The organism is Oceanicola granulosus HTCC2516, assembly GCF_000153305.1.
Taxonomy (GTDB): Bacteria; Pseudomonadota; Alphaproteobacteria; order Rhodobacterales; family Rhodobacteraceae; genus Oceanicola; species Oceanicola granulosus.
Map to the genome: position 1 here is coordinate 44620 of NZ_CH724107.1, position 18864 is coordinate 63483.

An 18864-nucleotide genomic window follows, 5' to 3' on the forward strand; every position below is an offset into this window, starting at 1 on the left:
CCCGCCTCTTTCACGGCCCTGCCGCCGGGTCGGCGGCGAGGCGGGCGTGGAGCGCGTCGAGGCGCTTCAGGACGGCGGCGGTCCGGCGGGGATCGGGCCGCGCGGGGAGCCGGGCGACGGCGGCGAGCAGGCCGGGGGCCGGGGCGTCGGCGGGAGTGTCGGAGGGCGCGGGAATGGCGGCGGCGGCCGCGGCGAGGGGGCCGGGGGCGGTTTCGGCGGGAGCTTCGTCGGGCTCGGCCGGTGCCTCCTCGGGGAGCTCTTCGACCGGTGGCGCGGGCGCGACGGGCTCGGGCTCCGGTTGGGGGGCGTCCATGCCGCGGCGCAGGAAGGCGGGGACCTCGTTGCGGGGCAGGGGCACGACGTTGGTCTCGGACTCCGCCGGCGGCTCGGCGGGCGCGCTCGCCTCGGCCTCGGCCTCGGGCTCCGCCGCGGGCGCTTCGGCCTCGAGGGGCTCGACCCCCGGCGCGGGGCCGAGGCTCGAGACGTGGCGCACGCCGCGCTCGCGCAGCAGTTTCTGCACGCCCTTGATGGTCATGCCGTCGTCGTGGAGCAGGGTCTTGATGCCGCCGAGCAGCGCCATGTCCTCAGGCCGGTAGTAGCGCCGCCCGCCGGCGCGCTTGACCGGCTTCACCTGCGGAAACTTGCTCTCCCAGAAGCGCAGCACGTGCGCCGGGGTGTCGAGCCAGTCGGCGACCTCGGAGATCGTTCGGAACGCGTCGGGCGACTTCGGCACCCGTCAGCCCTCGCGGTTGCCCGCGGCGACACGGTCCTTCATCAGGTGCGAGGGGCGGAAGGTGAGCACCCGGCGGGGGTGGATCGGCACCTCTTCGCCGGTCTTGGGATTGCGGCCGACGCGGGCGGCCTTCTCGCGCACGGAGAAGGTCCCGAACGAGCTGATCTTCACCGTCTCGCCGCGCACCAGCGCGTCGGAGACGTGGGTCAGGATCGACTCGACCAGCTCGGCGCTGTCATTGCGACTGAGGCCGACTTCGGCATGCACCGCCTCAGCCAGGTCCATCCGCGTGAGCGTCTTGTTCGCCATCGACTTCCCCCGGGTGCTGATGCGCGAGCTTAGGCGTCGGGCATTTTCAGAGTCAATATCAGGTGCTTGCGCGAGGCTCTTCACTGGCTACATGATCTCGGGGCAAGCGCCATGTCGGGCGCGCACGATACGGGGGAGACGGAGATGGCGGGCGGCTGGTCGCGCGACGGCGCGGTGAACGAGCAGATCGATGCGTCGATCCAGGACGAATTGCTGCGCCTCAAGGCGCGGCGCGGGCCGGTGGGCGAGAGCCTGACCCACTGCGCCGAGTGCGACGAGCCGATCCCGGAGCGGCGTCGCGCGGCGATCCCGGGCGTGAAGCTGTGCGTGGATTGTCAGCAGGAGCGGGACGGGCGGCCGGTGGCGCGCGGCGGGGTCAACCGGCGCGGCTCGAAGGACAGCCAGCTGAAGTGACGCCTACCAGCGGATGACGACGGAGCCCCAGGCGAGGCCGCCGCCGATTGCTTCAGTCACCACGACGTCGCCCGGTTTGATCTGGCCGCGCGCGACGCCCACCGAGAGCGCCAGCGGGATCGAGGCGGCGGAGGTGTTGCCGTGGTCCTGGACGGTCACGACGACCTTGTCCATGTCGAGCCCGAGCTTCTTGGCGGTGGACTGGATGATGCGGATGTTCGCCTGGTGCGGCACGACCCAATCGACGTCCTCGTGGCCCAGCCCCGCCCTGGCGAGCGCTGCGTGCGCGGTCTCGGCGAGCTTCTCGACCGCATGTCGGAAGACCTCGCGGCCCTGCATCCGCAGCACGCCCGAGGTGCCGGTGGAGATGCCGCCGTCGACGTAGAGCAGGTCGCGGTAGCGGCCGTCGGAATTGAGGTCGGTCGACAGGATCCCGCGGTCGGCGCCGTCGCCCGCGCCCTCCTCGGCCTGCAGGATCAGGGCCCCGGCGCCGTCGCCGAAGAGCACGCAGGTGGAGCGGTCGGTCCAGTCCATGATCCGCGAGAACGTCTCGGCGCCGATCACCATCACCCGCTCGGCCTGGCCCGACAGGATCAGCGCGTTGGCGTTGGCGAGCGCGTAGACGAAGCCGGCGCAGACGGCCTGGACGTCGAAGGCGAAGCCCCGCGTCATGCCGAGCCGGTTCTGCACCATCGTGGCGGCGGAGGGGAAGGTGAAGTCGGCGGTGGAGGTGGCGACGATGATCGCGTCGATGTCGTCGGGCGCGAAGCCGGCCATTTCGAGCGCCTTCTCGGCGGCGCGCTGGGCGAGGTCGGAGGTGGTCTGGCCCTCGGCGGCGAAGTGACGCCGCTCGATGCCGGAGCGCGAGCGGATCCATTCGTCGGTGGTGTCGAGCGTCGCCTCGAACTCGGCGTTCTCGACGACGCGCTCGGGCAGGTAGTGCCCGATCCCCTTGACGACTGCCCTCAACATCTAAGCGCTCGTGCCTCCGGTCCGCATCTGGTCCGTGGGTCCGTCCCCGTCGGTGGTGTCCGCGACGTCGCTGGACAGGGCCACGCTGGAGGCGACCCGGGCGGCGAGCTTGTCGGAAAAGCCCGATATGGCAAGGCGATAGGCCAAGTGAACGGCCGCTGCAACACCCAGCGCGTCGGCCGAGCCGTGGCTCTTGACCACGGTGCCGTTGAGCCCGAGGAACACCCCGCCGTTGACCCGGCGGGGATCTATGCGCATTTTCAAGCGGTTCAGCGACGTCATCGACAGCATCGCCGCGACGCGCGACAGCGGAGAATGGCCGAACGCCGCGCGCAGTAGCTCACTGATGAGTGAAGCGGTGCCCTCGCCCGTCTTGAGCGCGACGTTGCCGGTGAAGCCGTCGGTGACGATCACGTCGACCCGCGCCGACGGCAGGTCGCCGCCCTCGACGAAGCCGACATACTCGAAATCGGCGCCCGGCGCGGCCGCGGCGATCAGCTCGTGCGCCACCTTCAGCTCGGCGCGGCCCTTGTGCTCCTCGACCCCGACGTTGAGCAGGCCGATGCGCGGCCGCTTCAGCCCGAGGCCGTTGCGGGCGTAGGAGGCGCCCATGAGCGCGTAGGTGAGCAGGTCGTCCTGGTCGGCGCGGATGTCGGCGCCGGCGTCGAGCATGACGTTGAAGCCGGAGGGATTGCGCGAGGGCCAGAGGCAGGCGATGGCCGGGCGGTTGACGCCCTCGACCTTGCGCAGGCGCACCATCGACACCGCCATCAGCGCACCGGTGTTGCCGCAGGAGACGCAGACCTGCGCCTCGCGCGAGCGCACCGCCTCGATCGCCGACCACATGGAGGTGGACTTGCCGTGCCGCATCACCTGGCTCGGCTTGTCGGTCATGGCGACGACGTCCCGGGCGTCGCGGATCTCGATCCGCTCGCGCCCGGCGCGCTTGGCCACGAGCGGCGCGAGCACGTCGCGGGGGCCGTGCAGGATCACCCGCGCGTCGCCCGTGTCGTCGAGAAACTTGGAGAGGCCGGCGATCACCGCGGCGGGGCCGTTGTCGCCCCCCATCGCGTCGACCGATATGACGACGCCCCCCGCTTTGGGCGAGGGGCCTGTCGGCTCGATCGGATCAGTGGTCATCGGCCGGTCGCGCGGCTTACGCCGCGTCGTCGTCCAGGTCCACCTCGTCGGCGGCCGCGATCACTTCGCGATCATTGTAGTGGCCGCAGGAGGGGCAGATGTGATGCGGGCGCTTCAGCTCGCCGCAATTGTCGCACTCGTTCGGGTTGGCACCCGAGAGCGAGTCGTGGGCGCGGCGCCAATTGCGACGGGCCTTGGAAACTTTGTTCTGAGGGACAGCCATGTCTCAACCTCGGTAGCTGGGGGCACGTCATGGCCCATGTCTCATTTACTCTTACGAGCGGTATCGGCGGGCCTTAGTAGATTCCCGCCGCGCTGTCGAGCCGTGTTTGGTGGAAGCGCGAAAATAGCGAAATCCGCCGCCCGCGCAAGGGCTCATGACGCATCGTCGTCGTCGCTCTTGCCGAGCTTGTCGCGCAGGCCGGCGAGGCCGGCAAAGGGGCGGGCGTCGTCGTCGGTCATCGGGGTCACGCCGGGCCCGGCGAACACCGCGTCGCCGGGATCGACGCCGGGCGCGCGCGGGTAGGGCGGCAGCGCCAGCGCCAGCGCCTCGAGCGCGACGTCGTAGAGATCGAGCACCGCGGGCAGCGGCTCGGCGGTGTCGTCCTCGGGCATCTCCACCTCGGTGCCGCCCTCGGGCAGCTCGAGCGCGGCGAGGTAGCGGCGGGTGACGGTCTCGTCGATGCGCGTCGCCACCGGCTCGAGCGTCACCACGCAGCTCTGCACCGCCGTCGCGCCGAGGGTGCCCTCGAGCCGCCAGTCGCTGCGCCCCTCCGGGTGCAGCACCGCCTCGAAGCGGAACTTGCGCAGGCCGGGGATATCGAGCTCGGCGGCCAGCGCCTCGCGGCCCGCGGCATCGGGCTCGAGCACGATGCGGCTGTCGCGGCGGGCGGGCAGGTCGGCGAGGCGGACGGGTTCGGTCGGGCGGGCGGTCATGGCGGATCGAACCTTGTGTTTTTTCCACATTTCGATGTAATCGGCCTAATTGGCGAGCACAGCCAGCACAAGGGGGCACCATGAGCAAGGCGGCCGGACGGACGACAACGGCGCTGCGGCGCGCGGCGCTGGCGGCGGCACTGGTCGCGGCCGGGGCCTGCTCGCCGGTCTATCGCCACCATGGCTACGTCCCCAACGAGCGCGACCTGCTGGAGCTGACGCCGGGCGTCGACACCCGCGAGACGGTGGCCGACCTGGTCGGCCAGCCGACGGCGGGCGGGGTGCTCGACGACAGCGGCTTCTACTACGTGCAGAGCCGGTTCCGCCATTTCGGCCCGCTCGGGCCGCAGGAGATCGCGCGGGAAGTGGTGGCGATCTCGTTCACCGACGACGGCGTGGTGCGCAACATCGAGCGCTTCGGGCTCGAGGACGGCCGCATGGTCGAGCTGTCGCGCCGGGTGACCGACGACAACATCCGCGATACCACCTTCATCCGCCAGCTGCTCGGCAACCTCGGCCGGGTCGACGCCTCGACGCTGCTCGGCGGCGACGAGTAGGGCGCGACATGGCGCCCCGGCGGGATTGTGGTGATCCTGGAGCGGGGGGCGAGATGCTGTCGCGCGGGCGCTACCGGGCGCGCTTCGCCGCCGGTGCGGCGGACGTCGCGGCGGCGCAGGGGCTGCGCCATCTGTGCTTTCGCGGCGGCGCGGGGCGGGACGAGGACCGTTTCGATGCGGCCTGCGCGCACGTGCTGGTGGAGGATGTGGACGGGGGGCGGCTGGTCGGCTGCTTCCGGCTGCAGGCGCTGACCGGCGAGGGGATTTCCGACAGCTACGCGGGGCAGGTCTACGATCTGTCGCGGTTGGCGGGCTTTCCCGGGCCGATGGTCGAGCTCGGCCGCTTCTGCATCCACCCCGACGCGCGCGACGCCGATATCCTGCGCGTCGCCTGGGGCGCGCTGACCCGCCACGTGGACGCCCACCGCATCGCGCTGCTGTTCGGGTGCGCGTCGTTCCGGGGGACCGATCCGGCGCCCTACCGCGACAGCCTTGCGCTGCTCGCCGCGGGGCACCTCGCGCCGGAGCGCTGGCGGCCCGGGGTGAAGGCGGCGGAGGTGGTGCGCTTCGCCGGTTGGGGCGGTGCGGACCGGCGCGCGGGGCTGGCCGGGATGCCGCCGCTGTTGCGGACCTATCTCGCGATGGGCGGCTGGGTGAGCGATCACGCGGTCGTCGACCGGGAGATGGGGACGCTGCACGTGTTCACCGGGGTGGAGATCGGCCGGGTTCCGGAGCGGCGCGCGCGGGCGTTGCGGGCGCTGTAGGGTGCGCATTCATTGCGCATCCCGGTCGGGGCGTGGGTGAGCAATGAATGCGCACCTTACAGGGGGTTACATCTCGCTCTTCATCCGGCGCGTGAACTACGGCTCGATGATCTCGCGTTCGGTGACGATCATGTCCAGCGGCTGATCGGTCGGCTCGAGGGGCAGCTCGTCGCTCTCCTGCGCGGCGTAGGCGAAGCCGATGGCGAGGACGGGGCCGTGGGCGCGCAGGAGGGCGAGGGTGCGGTCGTAGAAGCCGCCGCCGTAGCCGAGCCGGCCGCCCCTGCGGTCGAAGGCGACGAGCGGGACGATGACGATCTCGGGCACCATCCGCTCGGCGTCGACGGGGATCAGCGCGCCGAACGGGCCGGGGCGGGTGGCGCAGCCGGGGAGCCAGCGGTGGAACTCGAGCGGGTGGTCCTGGCCGAGGATGATCGGCACGCCCACCGGCCCGTGCGCCGCCGCCTCCTCCATCGCCGGAGCCGGGTCGATCTCGGTGCGCATCGCCATGTAGCCGGCGATCGGCGCGCCGCGGTGGCCGGCGAGGACGGACGACAGCAGCCCGGCCGAGGCCCAGGCCATCTCGTGGGCGACGCGGCGGCGCTCGAAGGCGGCGGCGCGGGCCGCGGCCTTGCGGGCGGCGATGGCGTCGGGGGCGCATCCGCTCACAGCAGCACCAGCGCGGCGAGGCCGAGGAAGGCGAAGAAGCCCACCACGTCGGTCACGGTGGTGACGAAGGCGCCCGAGGCGAGGGCCGGATCGACGCCCATCCGGTCGAGCGCCACCGGGATCACCGTCCCCGCCAGCCCGGCGATCACCAGGTTGATGACCATCGCCGCCGCGATGACCACGCCGAGCAGCGGCTCGCCGAACCACGCCAGCCCGATCACCCCCATCACGACCGCGAAGATCACCCCGTTGATCATCCCCACCAGCACCTCGCGGCGGATCACCCGCAACACGTTGGAGCCGGTGAGGTCCTTCGTCGCCAGGGCCCGCACCGCGACGGTGAGCGACTGGGTGCCGGCGTTGCCGCCCATGGAGGCGACGATGGGCATCAGCACCGCCAGCGCGACGAGCCCGGCAATGACCTCCTCGAAGAGCGAGATCACCAGCGAGGCGAGGATCGCCGTCACCAGGTTGACCGCCAGCCACGGAAACCGCCGGCGCGTCGTGGCGACCACGCGGTCGGAGACGGTGCTCTCGCCGACGCCGGCGAGGAGCAGCAGGTCCTCGGCGTTCTCCTCGGCGAGCACGATCATCGCGTCGTCGATGGTGATGACGCCGACGAGCCGGCCGTCCTCGTCGACCACGGGCGCGGTGATGAGGTGGTACTGGTTGAAGGCGTAGGCCACCTCCTCCTCGTCCTGGGTGGCGGGGATGGTGACGAACAGGTCCTCGCGGATGTCGGCGAGCCGCACCTCGCGGCGCGACGACATCAGCCGCCCCAGCGTGACGTTGCCCACCGGCTTCATGCGCGGGTCGACGAGGATGACGTGGTAGAACTGCTCGGGCAGCTCGTCGGAATGGGCGCGCAGGTGGTCGATGGTCTCGCCCACCGTCCAGTGCTCGGGCGCGCGCACCGTCTCGACCTGCATCAGGCGGCCGGCCGATTCCTCGGGGTAGGCGAGGGCCTTCTCGACGGCGACCCGGTCGAGCGGCTCGAGCACGTCGAGCACCGCCTCCTGCTGGTCGTCGTCGAGGTACTCGACGAGGTCGACCACGTCGTCGCTCTCGAGCTCGCGGACCGCGTCGGTGAGGTCTTGCGGCGAGAGGTAGCCGAGGATCTCCTCGCGCACCGAATCCTCGATCTCCGACAGGATCTCGCCGTCGAGGCCGCCCTGCCAGATCTCGAGCAGGCGGCGGCGCTCGTGCGGCTCGATCTGCTCGAGGAAGTCGGCGATGTCGGCGGCGTGGAGCGGCTCCATGAGCCGGTCGATGGCCGCTGCGTCGGCCGCCGCGATGGCTTCGCGCACGGCCTGGAAGAGGTCGGTCCTGAGGGCGTAGACGTCGCCCTCGATCTCGATCGGTTCGTCCGCCATCGTGCCCCTTTCCGCCCCGCTGGCGCGAGCATAGTGCCTGGCGCGCCAGCCTCAACCGCGCTGCCGCGCGGTCGGCGATTTACGCCACACCCGCACGGCCCTAACGTGATGCCCATGACCGCGCACCTGCTCCTTGGCCAGACCCTTTCGTTCACCGCCGATCCCTTCGCCGTGCCGTGGCGGGAGGCGGTGCGCCATCGCCGCCGGGGCGGGGTGCTGGTGCGGGCGGGGCGGATCGTCGAGGTGGGCGAGGGCGACGCGCTCGCCGCCGCGCATCCCGAGGCCGAGCGGCACGAGTACGGCGACGCGCTGATCGGCGCGGGGTTCGTCGACGCGCACATGCACTACCCGCAGACGGGGATGATCGCGAGTTGGGGCAAGCGGCTGATCGACTGGCTCGACAGCTATACCTTCCCCGAGGAGCTGCGCCTCGCCGATCCGGCCTACGCCGCCGCCACGGCCGAGACGACGCTCGCCCTCGCGCTCGCCCACGGCACCACGACGCTGACGAGCTTCGGCACCGTCCACGCGCATTCGGCCGACGCCTTCTTCGAGGCGGCCGAGGCGCACGGGATGCGGGTGATCGCGGGCAAGACCTGCATGGACCGCAACGCGCCCGACGGCCTGACCGACGACGCGCGCAGCGCCCACGACGACAGCGCCGCGCTGATCGCGCGCTGGCACGGGCGCGGGCGGGCGCTCTACGCGATCACGCCGCGCTTCTCGCCGACCTCGAGCCGCGAGCAGCTCGAGGCGCTCGGGGCGCTGTGGGCGGCGCATCCCGACTGCCTGATGCAGACCCACCTCTCGGAGCAAACCGACGAGATCGCCTGGGTGCGCGAGCTGTTCCCCGAGGCGCGCGACTACCTCGACACCTACGAGGCCGCCGGCCTGCTCGGGGCGCGCGGGCTCTACGGCCACGCGATCCACCTCGAGGCGCGCGAGATCGACCGGCTCGCCGAGGTGGGAGCGGCGGTGGTGCATTGTCCGACCTCGAACACCTTCATCGGCTCGGGGCTGTTCGACATGGCCGGGCTGAAGGCCCGCTCCATCCCGGTGGGCCTCGCGACCGACACCGGCGGCGGGTCGTCGTTCTCGATGCTGCGCACGATGGCGGCGGCCTACGAGATTGGCCAGCTCAAGGGCACGCCGCTGCATCCGGCGCAGCTGATGTGGCTGGCGACGGAGGGCTCGGCGGGAGCGCTGCACCTGTCGGGCACGATCGGGCATCTCGGCGCGGGGGCGGAGGCCGACATCACGGTGCTCGACCTCGCCTCGACCAGCGCCATCGCCCAGCGGGCGGCGCGGGCCGAGGACATCTGGGAGGCGCTGTTTCCGACGATCATGATGGGCGACGACCGGGCGGTGCGCGCGGTCTGGGTGGCGGGCCGGGAGGTGGTGCGGAGCGGCGCGGCGTGAGGCGCCTGCTCGGGCTCGTCGCGGCGCTTCTCGCGGGCGGCATCGTGTTCAGCGGCTTCCTGCCGTGGGTCGAGGTCGGCCCGCTCTGGACGGCGACACTCTACGGCGTCGCCTCCGGGCAGTTCGGCGAGATCGTGGAGGCGGCGCGGGCGGGCCGGCTGCCGGTGCTGGCGGCAATCTTCCTCGCGAGCTTCCCCGTCGCCTTCGTGTCGCTGCTGGTGAGCCTCGGCGGCTTCGTGCGCTGGCTGGCGCTGCTGGCGGGGCTGCTGCCGCTGGTGGCGCTGATCGGCACCGCCATCGACACGCGCGGGCGGCTCGGCGGGCTGATCGGGGATCTGCCGGAGGGGACGCGGGCGGCCCGCAGCCTGATCGGCGACGGGCTCTGGATCTACGGCGGCGCGGCGCTGGCGCTGACGCTGCTGGCGCTGCTCGCGCCGCGCCCCGCGCTCAGCAGGGCGCGGCGACGAGCAGCACCCAGCGGTCGGCGTGGGCGGCAAGGCCGTAGTGGCTGACGCCGGGGTTGAGGATGTTGCGGCGGTGGCCGGTGGAGCTCATCCACCACGACAGGACCGTGCCCGGATCCTGGGTGCCGTAGGCGACGTTCTCGGCGAGCATCCTGTAGCAATACCCGGCCGCGCTGGCGCGGTCGGCGAAGGAGCTGCCGTTGGCGCCGGAATGGCTCATGGTGCCGTTGCGCGCCATCCAGGCGGCGTGGCCGGCGGCGGCGCGGGTGAGACGGGGATCCTCGGCGAGCGGCGCGAGGCCGGCGCTGCGGCGCAGCGCGTTGAGGCCGTGGCCGCCGCCCTGCGTCGAGAGCGTGACGGTGGGGGCGGCGCTTTGCGCGGTGGCGGGCGCGGCGAGGAGAGTGGCCGCGGCGATGGCGGCCGCGAGCAGCGAGCGAAGGTTGGTCATCGGGGAGGATCTACCGGTAGTGGCATGGCATGCGGGTTCGGCGAGGGCTTGTGTCGATCCGGACGCGACCTGTCAAACCGCCCCGGCGGAACCGTGCCGATTCAGCGCTCCTTGCCCATGATGAGCACCCAGGTCCGCTCGGTGCGGCCGATGCCGAAATCCTCCGCCTCGGGCGCCATGATCACCTCGCGGTGTCCGTCGCTGGCGAGCCAGGCCTCGACGACCTCCTCGTTGTCGTCGTAGCCCTGCGCGATGTTCTCGCCGACCCACTGGTAGTCGTAGCCCGCCGCGAGCACCCGGTCGGAGACGCGGCTGCCGTCGGTGCCGACGTGGAGGTTGTCGCCGTCGGCGATGCGCCGGCCGCTGCGGACGATGGCGCCGCTGTAGCCCTGGGCGACGTCGTTGAGGATGTCGTGCGACACCACGGGGGCGAGCGAGCCGCGTGCGTCGTTCAAAACGAGACCGAACTCGGTCCGGTCGAGGCTGGCGACGGGCTCCGGCGCGGTGCGCTGGATGCCGGCGACGGCGAGGATCTCATCGCGCGCCGAGGTGACTTCGCCCCCTGTCCCACTGGTGCTGCAGGCAGCCAGCAAGAACAGAAGACCAAATTTGGCAGCTTTCATTCGTGACGTTCCCCTGTGTTCGACAGGGGTCAGTCAATCAATCGAATTGGATCAATTCGGGACGCGAACGGGTTCCTTACCGGGCAAGATCTAGGGCAAGCCGGCGGGCTTCCGACACGATCCGGCCCAGATCGGCACGAATGAGGCAGCCGTCGCGGACCACGTCGCGGCCCTCGACGATGAGGTCGCGCACCCGCCGCGGCCCTGCCAGGACAAGCGCCGCCGGGTCCCAGCTGCCGGCGCTGTCGATGCCGCTGACATGCCAGATCGCCAGATCGGCGCGATACCCCGGCGCAATCCTGCCGCATTCGCCGCCACGGCCCAGCACTTCGGCACCACCGCGTGTCCCAATCCGGAGCACCTCGCGCGCCGACATCGATTCTGCGCCATGCGCCACGCGCTGCAGCAGCATCGCCTGCCGGGCCTCCTCCATGAGGTTGCCCTGGTCGTTGGACGCCGAGCCGTCGACCCCGAGCCCGACCGGCACGCCGGCGTCGCGCATGGCGCGCACCGGGGCGATGCCGGAGCCGAGGCGGCAATTTGAACAGGGGCAATGGGCGACGCCGGTGCCGCTGGCGGCGAACAGCGCGATCTCGCGGGGGTCGAGCTTGACGCAATGGGCGTGCCACACGTCGTCGCCGGTCCAGCCCAGGTCCTCGGCAAAGTCGCCGGGGCGGCAGCCGAAGCGCTCGAGGGAATAGGCGACGTCCTCGTCGTTCTCGGCGAGGTGGGTGTGGAGCATCACGCCCTTGTCGCGCGCCAGCAGCGCCGCGTCGCGCATCAGTTCGCGGCTGACGGAGAACGGCGAGCAGGGCGCGAGGCCGACGCGCACCATCGCGCCGGGGGCGGGATCGTGGAAGGCGTCGACGACGCGGATGCAATCGTCGAGGATCGCGCGCTCGGGCTCGACGAGGCTGTCGGGCGGCAGGCCGCCGTCGCTCTCGCCGATGCTCATCGCGCCGCGCGTCGGGTGGAAGCGCAGCCCGATCTCGCCCGCGGCGGCGATGGTGTCGTCGAGGCGTGCGCCGTTGGGGAAGAGGTAGAGGTGGTCGCTGCTCATGGAGCAGCCCGACAGCGCCAGCTCGGCGAGGCCGAGGCGGGCGGAGGCGTACATCTCCTCGGGGCCGAAGCGCGCCCAGATCGGGTAGAGCGTCTGCAGCCAGCCGAACAGCAGCGCGTCCTGCGCCCCGGGTACCGCGCGGGTGAGCGACTGGAACAGGTGGTGGTGGGTGTTGACGAGGCCGGGGGTGACGACGCAGCCGGCGGCGTCGACGATCTCCGCGCCCTCCGCGGCGAGCCCGGGGCCGATCTCGGCGATGATCCCGTCGCGGATCAGCACGTCGGCGCCGGTGAGCTCGGCGCCGTCCATCGTGAGCACCGTGTCGGCGTTGCGGATCAGCCGGTCAGCCATCGAAGGCCGCCCGCAGCAGCGCCAGCGCCTCGGCGTGGATCGACGGGTTGGCGGCGGCGATGACCTGTCCGCCCTCGTGCGCCGGGCCGCCGTCCCAGTCGGTCACGAGGCCGCCGGCGGCCTGGATGACGGCGATGGGAGCGTGGATGTCGTAGGGGTGGAGGCCGGCCTCGATCACCAGGTCGATCTGGCCGGCGGCGAGCAGGGCGTAGGCGTAGCAATCGAGCCCGTAGCGCGTCAGCCGCGCCTGCGCCGCCACCGCGCGGAAGGCGCGGCCCTCGGCGGGCGAGCCGACCTCGGGGAAGGTGGTGAGCAGCGTCGCCTCGGCGAGCGGGCGGGGCGGGCGCGTGGCGATGGACTGGTGCCCGCGCGGCCCGACGAGGCTGGCGCGGCCGAAGCCGCCCTCGAAGCGCTCGCCGATATAGGGCTGGTCGATGAGGCCGTAGAGCGGGCCGTGCCGGTCGGCGACGGAGACCAGCACGCCCCAGGTGGGGGTGCCGCTGATATAGCCGCGGGTGCCGTCGATCGGGTCGAGCACCCAGGTCAGGCCCGATGTTCCCTCGCGGCGGGCGAACTCCTCGCCGAGGATCGCGTCGTCCGGGCGTTGCGCCTCGATCAGGGCGCGCATCGCCGACTCGGCGGCGCGGTCGGCGACGGTGACCGGGTCGAAGCCTTGGTCGCCCTTGGTCTCGGCGACGGTCTCGGCCCGGCGGAAGTGGCGCAGGGTCTCGCTGCGGGCGGCGTCGGCGCAGGCCTGCGCCGTGGCGACGATGGCCTCTATCTCGGCCGCGCTCAGTCCGGTCTGTCCGCTCACGCCATCCCCCTCCGGTCGGTCGTCCCGCAGGGGATGGCGGTAGCCTGTCGCTTGCCCGCTGGCAAGCCGGGGCTCAGGCGGCTTCGCTCAGCACCCGTGCCAGCTCGAACAGCCGTTTGCGCTGGTTCTCGGGGATCGCGTAGTAGGAGCGCAGCAGCTCGAGCGCCTCGCGGTCGGTGAGGATGTTGCCGGGCAGGTCGTTGGCGTTGGCGGGCGTCTCCGTCTCGCCGAGGCCCTCGAAGAAGAAGTCGATCTTCACGCCGAGCACCGACGCGATGTCCCAGAGGCGCGAGGCGCTGACCCGGTTCATGCCGGTTTCGTACTTCTGGATCTGCTGGAACTTGATCCCGACCTTCTCGGCCAATTGCTGCTGCGTTGTGCCAGTCATCCAGCGCCGGTTGCGGATGCGCTGGCCAACATGGACATCGACGGGGTGTTTCATCTTCTCGTCCTCTTGCTGCCCGTTCAGGTCCGAAGTCACCACTCCGGGTTATCGAAAGCGGACCACGAATGAGCCAGACACGCAACGGTTGCAGTGCCTGTCCTGTACTTAAGTATAGGTAAAATCCGGCGCCCGTCGATCATTAATGGTTAAGTTGTGCATATGCGCGGCTTTTTCGTTCGATTTACGCAACGTCTCGCGCTCCCGTGGCCGTTCGGCGCCGACTCGCCAGCCGCCCGCGCTGGTTGCGATAACATCTCGTCGCCGCGACCGGGTTCAGTGGAAGTCGCGGCTGTTGGGGATGATGCGCACGTCGCGCGGGTGCGAGCGACGCGGGGCCGGCGCGTCGCTGCCACGGGCGCTGCCCTGCATCGGCCGATTGATATGGTCGGCATGGGCCATCGCGGGCGACAGCCCCTCCGGCGCGAGGCGGTAGAGCGCGTCGGTGCGGTCCTCGAGGTGGGTGGCGACCACGTGGATGATCTCGACCTCGCGCTGCACGTAGCCGTGCACCACCAGCAGCCGCGCCTGCATCACCACCTTGCGGTACTGCTCCATCACCTTGGGCCAGACCACGAGGTTGGCGCTGCCGAACTCGTCCTCCAGCGTGATGAAGCAGACCCCGTTGGCGCTGCCCGGCTTCTGGCGGATCAGCACCAGCCCGGCGAGCTTGAGCCGCTGCCAGTTGTTCATGCCCTCGAGCGCCGAACTCGGCGTGTAGCGCTGCCGGGCGAGGCTCTTGCGCAGGAAGGCCATCGGATGGCGCTTCAGCGACAGGCGCAACGTCTGGTAGTCGGCCACCACCTGCTCGCAGACCGGCATCGCGGGCAGCCCGACGGGGCGCTCCTCGCCCTCGTCGCGCACCTGGCGGAACAGCGGCAGGTCGGGCGCGTCGCGCAGCGCCTTGGCCTCCCACAGGGCCTGGCGGCGGTCGATGAACATCGAGCGCATCGCGTCGGCCTCGGCGAGGCGGCGGATCACCGGCTGGGTCAGGCCGGCGCGCTCCTGCAGCTGCTTGAGGTCGCGATAGGGCGCGTCGCGCGCCGCCACCAGCCGCGCCGCCATGTCCTCGCGCAGCCCGCCGATCTGGCGCAGCCCGAGGCGGACGGCGAAGTAGCCCGCGTAGGTCGGCTCGAGGCTGTTGTCCCACTCCGAGTAGTTCACGTCGGGCGCGCGCACCTCGACCCCGTGCTCCTGCGCGTCGCGCACGATCTGGGCGGGGGCGTAGAAGCCCATGGGCTGCGAATTGAGCAGCGCGGCGCAGAAGGCGTCGGGGAAGTGGCACTTGAGCCAGGACGACACGTAGACCAGCAGCGCGAAGCTGGCGGCGTGGCTCTCGGGGAAGCCGTACTCGCCGAAGCCCTTGATCTGGTCGAAGCAGCGCCGCGCGAAGTCCTCCTCGTAGCCGCGCTCGACCATGCGCCCGACCATCTTGTCCTCGAGCAGCCCGATCTGGCCCTTGGAGCGGAAGGTGGCCATCGCCTTCCTCAGCTCGTTGGCCTCGGCGGGCGAGAAGCGGGCGGCGTCGATGGCGATCTTCATCGCCTGCTCCTGGAAGATCGGCACGCCGAGGGTGCGCCCGAGGATGTTTTTGAGCTCCTGGGGATCGTGCGGCGGGGCGGGGGCGGGATAGTCCACCGCCTCCTCGCCCGAGCGGCGGCGCAGGTAGGGGTGGACCATGTCGCCCTGGATCGGGCCGGGGCGGACGATGGCGACCTCGATGACGAGGTCGTAGAACTCGCGCGGCCGCAGGCGCGGCAGCATGTTCATCTGCGCCCGGCTCTCGACCTGGAACACGCCGATCGAATCGCCCTTGCAGAGCATGTCGTAGACCCGGCTGTCCTCCTGCGGGATCGACGCCAGCGTCCAGCTCTGCCCGTAATGCGCCTCGATCAGGTCGAAGCACTTGCGGATGCAGGTGAGCATCCCCAGCGCCAGGATGTCGACCTTGAGGATGCCGAGCGCGTCGATGTCGTCCTTGTCCCACTCGATGAACGAGCGGTCGGGCATGGCGCCGTTGCCGATCGGCACGGTCTCGGTGAGCGGCCGCTCGGTGAGGATGAAGCCGCCCACGTGCTGGGACAGGTGGCGCGGCATGCCGATCAGCTGGCGTGCCAGCAGGATGGTCTTGCGCAGCACCGGGTCGCTGAGCTCGAGCCCGGCCTCGCCGACATGCCTGGCCTCCACGTCGGTGCCCCAGCTGCCCCAGATCGTCTTGGCCAGCGCGCCGGTGACGTCCTCGCTGAGACCCATCACCTTGCCGACCTCGCGGATCGCGCTCCTGGGGCGGTAGTGGATCACCGTGGCGCAGAGCCCGGCGCGGTCGCGGCCGTATTTCTGGTAGATGTGCTGGATCACCTCCTCGCGGCGCTCGTGCTCGAAGTCGACGTCGATGTCGGGGGGCTCCTTGCGCTCCTCGGAGATGAAGCGCTCGAACAGCAGCTGGTGCTGGGCGGGATCGACCGCGGTGATGCCGAGCACGTAGCAGACCGCCGAGTTCGCCGCCGAGCCGCGGCCCTGGCACAGGATCGGCTTGGCCACCCCCTCGCGGGCGAAGCGGACGATGTCGTTGATGGTGAGGAAGTAGCGGGCGATGTCGAGCTTCTCGATCATCGCCAGCTCCTTGTTGAGCACCGCCACCGTCGCCTCGGGGATGCCGTCCGGATAGCGTTCGGCGGCGCCCGCCCAGGTCAGCTCCTCGAGCCAGGCCTGCGGGGTCGTCTCGGTGGGGATCATCTCGCGCGGGTATTCGTAGGCCAGCTCCTCGAGGTCGAAGCGGCAGGAATCGGCGACCGCGCGGGCAGCGGCGATGGCGTGCGGCCACTCGTTGAACAGCCGCGCCATCTCGGCGGGCGACTTCAGGTGCCGCTCGGCGTTCTGCTCGAGCCGGAAGCCCGCCTCGGCGAGGGTGACGCCCTCGCGGATGCAGCTCATCACGTCCTGCAGCGGCCGGCGCGCGCGCTCGTGGTAGAGCACGTCGTTGGTGGCGAGGATCTGCAGCCCGTGGCGCACCGCCAGCGCGTCGAGCCGGTTGATCCGGGCGCGGTCGTCGCCGCGGTAGAGGTGGCTGGCGGCGATGTGGCCGAGGGTGGGCAGGCGCGTCAGCAGGCCGGGCAGGGCGCGTTCGAGGGCGTCGAGGTCCTCGGGCGGCACGAGGATCAGCTGCACCCCCTCGGCATGGGCGGCGAGATCGGCGAGCGTCAGGTCGCAGACGCCCTTCTTCTGCCAGTTGCCCTCGCTGTCGTGCATCTTGCCCTTGGAGAGCAGCCGCGACAGCCGCCCGTAGGCGGCGCGGTCCCTCGGGTAGGCGAGGAAGACCTCGCCGCTCAGCAGCGCCAGCCGGCAGCCGATGACGGGCCTCAGGCGCGTCACCTTCGCCTCGATGTGGAGCCGCACCACCCCGGCGAAGGTGTTGAGATCGGCCACCCCGATCGCGTCGTAGCCCTGCCGGTGCGCCTCGAGCGCGAAGTTGGTCGCGTCCGAGGCGCCGCGCAGGAACGAGAAGCACGTCGCCAGCCCGAGCTCGACGAAGGGCGCGCGCGGGTTCGGCGCGAAGACCTGCTCGCCGGGCGCGAGCGTGTGCCTGGGGGGGCGCTCCACCTCGGGCATCAGCGCCTCCCGGGGCCCGGGCAGGGGGGCGCCGCCCCCCGCCGCCTGCGGCGACTCCCCCCGGGATACTTGCAGAACAGAGACGATGGGCGCGCGCCCCCGGTCTCTGTTCCGGAAATATCCCGGGGGAGCGCGAGGGGGCAGGGCCCCCTCGTGGCCGGCGCGCGGGGCTGGCGCGGCGTCATTCGAAGATTCCGTGCAGGAACCAGCGCGGCTCGTCGCCGCGGCCGTCGCCGAGCACCCCGTCGCGGAACAGCCAGAAGCGGCGGCCGGTCTGCTCCTCGATGCGGTAATAGTCGCGCAGCCGGATGCCGGGGCGGTCGCGCCACCATTCCGGGGCGATCCGCTCGGGGCCGGCGGAGCGCACCACCCGCAGGGTCTGGCGGCGCCAGGCGAAGCGGGCGGGCGGACCTTCGGGGACGGCGTAGAGCACGACGATCTCCTCGGCCGGCTCGAGCAGCCGCACCGGGCGCGGCCGGGGCGCGGGGCCGGGGGCGCGGGGCCGGGGGCCGAGGGCGGCGTGCCACGCCTCGCGGCGCTCGGGGACGTGGCTTTCGTGCAGTGCCGGGCGGCGGATCGCGGGGGCGCCGAAGCGGGCGGTGAGGCGGTCGACCAGCCGCGCGAGCTCGGCGCCGTCGTCGGCGCCGCCGTCGAGCCGGGTCTGGACCTGCCGGCTCTCCTCGGCGACGGCGGCGGCGAGGGTGACGAGATCGAACCCGTAGCCCGGGTCGAGCCGCTCGAGCTTGCCTTCGAACAGCCGCGCGATGTGGCCGGCATCGCGGGTGGCGCGGGCGGTGGCGACCTCGACGCGCGAGACCTCGCCGTCGGTGCGGTAGACGGTCAGCGCCACGCGCCGCGCCCCGAACCCCTCGGCGGCGAGCCCGGCGCAGAGTTCGGCGGCGAGCGCGGGCAGGTGCGGGCCCGGATCCTGCACCGGCTCGGGCAGCCGCGCCTCGACGGCGAAGCGGGGCGGATCCTCGGGGGCCTCGACCGGCTCGGGGGTGCGGCCGAACATCTGGTCGAGCCTGAGCAGCGGGTTCTTCGTCAGCCCGGCGCGCGCGAAGCGGCGCGCCAGCGACACCCGCGGCACCGCGGCGAGGGCGCCGACGGTCTTGAGGCCGAGCCGGTTGAGCAGCAGCACCGTCTCGCCCTCGAGCCGCAGCGCGCGCACCGGCAGCGGCGCCATCGCCGCGGCCAGCGTCTCGGGGCGGCAGGTCTGGCGCACGCCGCCGAAGCGCGCCAGCGCCCAGGCGGCGCCGTGGGTGGGGGCGGTGGCGAGGTCGCAGGACAGGCCGAGCAGCGACAGCTTCTCCTCGATGTCGCGCAGCATCGCCGCCTCGCCGCCCCAGAGGTGGTCGGAGCCGGTGGTGTCCATCACCAGCCCCGCGCTGCCGTCGAGCGCCGTCCAGGGGCACCAGCGCCGGGCCCAGAGCATCAGCTTCTGCAGCGCCATGCGGTCGCCCTCGAGGTCGGCGTACTCGATCAGCAGCTCGGGGCAGAGCGCGCGCATGTCGACCACCCGCGCGCCGGCGTGGATGCCGGCCTGCTCGGCGGCGCGGGTGGTGGCGTGGATCACCGGGCCGTGGGTGCCTTCCACCGCGAGCGCGGCGGGCAGGTCGTCGGGCGGGGCCTCGCCGCGGGCGGCGAGGATGCGCAGCCAGCGCTCGACCGACAGCCGCGGCAGGTGGATCGCGGTGATCCGGCGCGCCAGCGGGTCGCGCTCGGCGGGGCGCGGGGCGCCGCCGGCAGAGGCGGGGGCGGGGGCGGCGG

General features: G+C 72.0%; 20 protein-coding genes. 5 read left to right on the forward strand and 15 right to left on the reverse strand.

Annotation, left to right across the window (positions count from 1 at the left end; all coding sequences use genetic code 11):
- Positions 1-10 precede the first annotated feature (10 nt).
- Together OG2516_RS19250 and ihfA are read right to left on the reverse strand one after the other, a co-directional pair.
- Positions 11-733, reverse strand: a complete 723-nt coding sequence (locus OG2516_RS19250) for a MerR family transcriptional regulator (protein WP_007253569.1) — start codon at positions 731-733, stop codon at positions 11-13.
- Positions 734-736: 3 nt separating this feature from the next.
- Entirely contained in the window at positions 737-1042 is a 306-nt protein-coding gene (gene ihfA / locus OG2516_RS00245) for an integration host factor subunit alpha (protein ID WP_007253570.1), read from the reverse strand.
- A gap of 144 nt (positions 1043-1186) precedes the next feature.
- Here ihfA and OG2516_RS00250 point away from each other — a divergent pair, with 144 nt between their 5' ends.
- Positions 1187-1456: a DksA/TraR family C4-type zinc finger protein gene (locus OG2516_RS00250; RefSeq protein WP_040614852.1), complete on the forward strand. Its 270-nt coding sequence runs from the start codon at positions 1187-1189 to the stop codon at positions 1454-1456.
- A 3-nt stretch (positions 1457-1459) separates the two neighbouring features.
- Here the strand turns inward: OG2516_RS00250 and OG2516_RS00255 are convergent, their stop codons facing one another.
- From OG2516_RS00255 to OG2516_RS00270, 4 genes are all read right to left on the reverse strand, one after another.
- Complete coding sequence (locus OG2516_RS00255) at positions 1460-2428, reverse strand: beta-ketoacyl-ACP synthase III (RefSeq protein WP_007253572.1); 969 nt, start codon at positions 2426-2428, stop codon at positions 1460-1462.
- Positions 2429-3568 (reverse strand): phosphate acyltransferase PlsX, encoded by a 1140-nt coding sequence (plsX, locus tag OG2516_RS00260; protein ID WP_007253573.1) that lies wholly within the window; start codon positions 3566-3568, stop codon positions 2429-2431.
- Positions 3569-3584: 16 nt separating this feature from the next.
- Positions 3585-3791 carry a 50S ribosomal protein L32 gene (rpmF, locus tag OG2516_RS00265; protein ID WP_007253574.1) on the reverse strand — a complete coding sequence of 69 codons (207 nt, stop codon included), beginning with the start codon at positions 3789-3791 and terminating at the stop codon, positions 3585-3587.
- A 152-nt stretch (positions 3792-3943) separates the two neighbouring features.
- On the reverse strand, positions 3944-4504 hold the full coding sequence (locus OG2516_RS00270; protein WP_007253575.1) for a YceD family protein: 561 nt from the start codon (positions 4502-4504) through the stop codon (positions 3944-3946).
- 80 nt (positions 4505-4584) lie between these two features.
- Between OG2516_RS00270 and OG2516_RS00275 the strand changes: the two genes are divergently transcribed.
- Positions 4585-5061 carry an outer membrane protein assembly factor BamE gene (locus OG2516_RS00275; RefSeq protein ID WP_007253576.1) on the forward strand — a complete coding sequence of 159 codons (477 nt, stop codon included), beginning with the start codon at positions 4585-4587 and terminating at the stop codon, positions 5059-5061.
- A gap of 53 nt (positions 5062-5114) precedes the next feature.
- Positions 5115-5825: a GNAT family N-acetyltransferase gene (locus OG2516_RS00280; RefSeq protein ID WP_007253577.1), complete on the forward strand. Its 711-nt coding sequence runs from the start codon at positions 5115-5117 to the stop codon at positions 5823-5825.
- A gap of 96 nt (positions 5826-5921) precedes the next feature.
- On the opposite strand, the gene OG2516_RS00285 is transcribed toward OG2516_RS00280, so the two are convergent.
- Entirely contained in the window at positions 5922-6491 is a 570-nt protein-coding gene (locus OG2516_RS00285) for a 5-formyltetrahydrofolate cyclo-ligase (protein ID WP_007253578.1), read from the reverse strand.
- Positions 6488-7864: a magnesium transporter gene (gene mgtE, locus OG2516_RS00290; protein ID WP_007253579.1), complete on the reverse strand. Its 1377-nt coding sequence runs from the start codon at positions 7862-7864 to the stop codon at positions 6488-6490. The genes OG2516_RS00285 and mgtE overlap by 4 nt, the downstream gene beginning before the upstream one ends.
- Before the next feature lie 114 nt (positions 7865-7978).
- Here mgtE and guaD point away from each other — a divergent pair, with 114 nt between their 5' ends.
- Positions 7979-9283 (forward strand): guanine deaminase, encoded by a 1305-nt coding sequence (guaD, locus tag OG2516_RS00295; RefSeq protein WP_007253580.1) that lies wholly within the window; start codon positions 7979-7981, stop codon positions 9281-9283.
- Positions 9280-9795 (forward strand): hypothetical protein, encoded by a 516-nt coding sequence (locus OG2516_RS00300; RefSeq protein ID WP_007253581.1) that lies wholly within the window; start codon positions 9280-9282, stop codon positions 9793-9795. Before guaD ends, OG2516_RS00300 begins: the two co-directional genes overlap by 4 nt.
- Here OG2516_RS00300 and OG2516_RS00305 read toward each other — a convergent pair.
- The 7 genes from OG2516_RS00305 to OG2516_RS00335 form a co-directional block, all read right to left on the reverse strand.
- On the reverse strand, positions 9731-10195 hold the full coding sequence (locus OG2516_RS00305) for a CAP domain-containing protein (RefSeq protein WP_007253582.1): 465 nt from the start codon (positions 10193-10195) through the stop codon (positions 9731-9733). The genes OG2516_RS00300 and OG2516_RS00305 overlap by 65 nt on opposite strands.
- Positions 10196-10296: 101 nt before the next feature.
- Positions 10297-10818: a CAP domain-containing protein gene (locus tag OG2516_RS18805; RefSeq protein WP_156799253.1), complete on the reverse strand. Its 522-nt coding sequence runs from the start codon at positions 10816-10818 to the stop codon at positions 10297-10299.
- A gap of 76 nt (positions 10819-10894) precedes the next feature.
- Entirely contained in the window at positions 10895-12229 is a 1335-nt protein-coding gene (locus OG2516_RS00315) for an 8-oxoguanine deaminase (RefSeq protein ID WP_007253584.1), read from the reverse strand.
- Positions 12222-13043, reverse strand: a complete 822-nt coding sequence (locus OG2516_RS00320) for an inositol monophosphatase family protein (protein ID WP_007253585.1) — start codon at positions 13041-13043, stop codon at positions 12222-12224. The genes OG2516_RS00315 and OG2516_RS00320 overlap by 8 nt, the downstream gene beginning before the upstream one ends.
- A gap of 73 nt (positions 13044-13116) precedes the next feature.
- A complete protein-coding gene (locus OG2516_RS00325; RefSeq protein WP_040615215.1) occupies positions 13117-13485 on the reverse strand; it encodes a helix-turn-helix domain-containing protein in 369 nt (122 codons plus the stop codon).
- Positions 13486-13761: 276 nt separating this feature from the next.
- A complete protein-coding gene (locus OG2516_RS00330; RefSeq protein WP_007253587.1) occupies positions 13762-17094 on the reverse strand; it encodes an error-prone DNA polymerase in 3333 nt (1110 codons plus the stop codon).
- Positions 17095-17275: 181 nt separating this feature from the next.
- Complete coding sequence (locus OG2516_RS00335) at positions 17276-18805, reverse strand: DUF6504 family protein (RefSeq protein WP_040615216.1); 1530 nt, start codon at positions 18803-18805, stop codon at positions 17276-17278.
- Positions 18806-18864: the final 59 nt, after the last annotated feature.

What these genes read in the sequence shown, in the direction of transcription:
- ihfA (WP_007253570.1), bottom strand. Translation starts at nt 1,042, where the DNA reads ATGGCGAACAAGACGCTCACGCGGATGGACCTGGCTGAGGCGGTGCAT.
- OG2516_RS00250 (WP_040614852.1), top strand. Translation starts at nt 1,187, where the DNA reads ATGGCGGGCGGCTGGTCGCGCGACGGCGCGGTGAACGAGCAGATCGAT.
- OG2516_RS00255 (WP_007253572.1), bottom strand. Translation starts at nt 2,428, where the DNA reads ATGTTGAGGGCAGTCGTCAAGGGGATCGGGCACTACCTGCCCGAGCGC.
- plsX (WP_007253573.1), bottom strand. Translation starts at nt 3,568, where the DNA reads ATGACCACTGATCCGATCGAGCCGACAGGCCCCTCGCCCAAAGCGGGG.
- rpmF (WP_007253574.1), bottom strand. Translation starts at nt 3,791, where the DNA reads ATGGCTGTCCCTCAGAACAAAGTTTCCAAGGCCCGTCGCAATTGGCGC.
- OG2516_RS00270 (WP_007253575.1), bottom strand. Translation starts at nt 4,504, where the DNA reads ATGACCGCCCGCCCGACCGAACCCGTCCGCCTCGCCGACCTGCCCGCC.
- OG2516_RS00275 (WP_007253576.1), top strand. Translation starts at nt 4,585, where the DNA reads ATGAGCAAGGCGGCCGGACGGACGACAACGGCGCTGCGGCGCGCGGCG.
- OG2516_RS00280 (WP_007253577.1), top strand. Translation starts at nt 5,115, where the DNA reads ATGCTGTCGCGCGGGCGCTACCGGGCGCGCTTCGCCGCCGGTGCGGCG.
- mgtE (WP_007253579.1), bottom strand. Translation starts at nt 7,864, where the DNA reads ATGGCGGACGAACCGATCGAGATCGAGGGCGACGTCTACGCCCTCAGG.
- guaD (WP_007253580.1), top strand. Translation starts at nt 7,979, where the DNA reads ATGACCGCGCACCTGCTCCTTGGCCAGACCCTTTCGTTCACCGCCGAT.
- OG2516_RS00305 (WP_007253582.1), bottom strand. Translation starts at nt 10,195, where the DNA reads ATGACCAACCTTCGCTCGCTGCTCGCGGCCGCCATCGCCGCGGCCACT.
- OG2516_RS18805 (WP_156799253.1), bottom strand. Translation starts at nt 10,818, where the DNA reads ATGAAAGCTGCCAAATTTGGTCTTCTGTTCTTGCTGGCTGCCTGCAGC.
- OG2516_RS00315 (WP_007253584.1), bottom strand. Translation starts at nt 12,229, where the DNA reads ATGGCTGACCGGCTGATCCGCAACGCCGACACGGTGCTCACGATGGAC.
- OG2516_RS00325 (WP_040615215.1), bottom strand. Translation starts at nt 13,485, where the DNA reads ATGAAACACCCCGTCGATGTCCATGTTGGCCAGCGCATCCGCAACCGG.
- OG2516_RS00330 (WP_007253587.1), bottom strand. Translation starts at nt 17,094, where the DNA reads ATGCCCGAGGTGGAGCGCCCCCCCAGGCACACGCTCGCGCCCGGCGAG.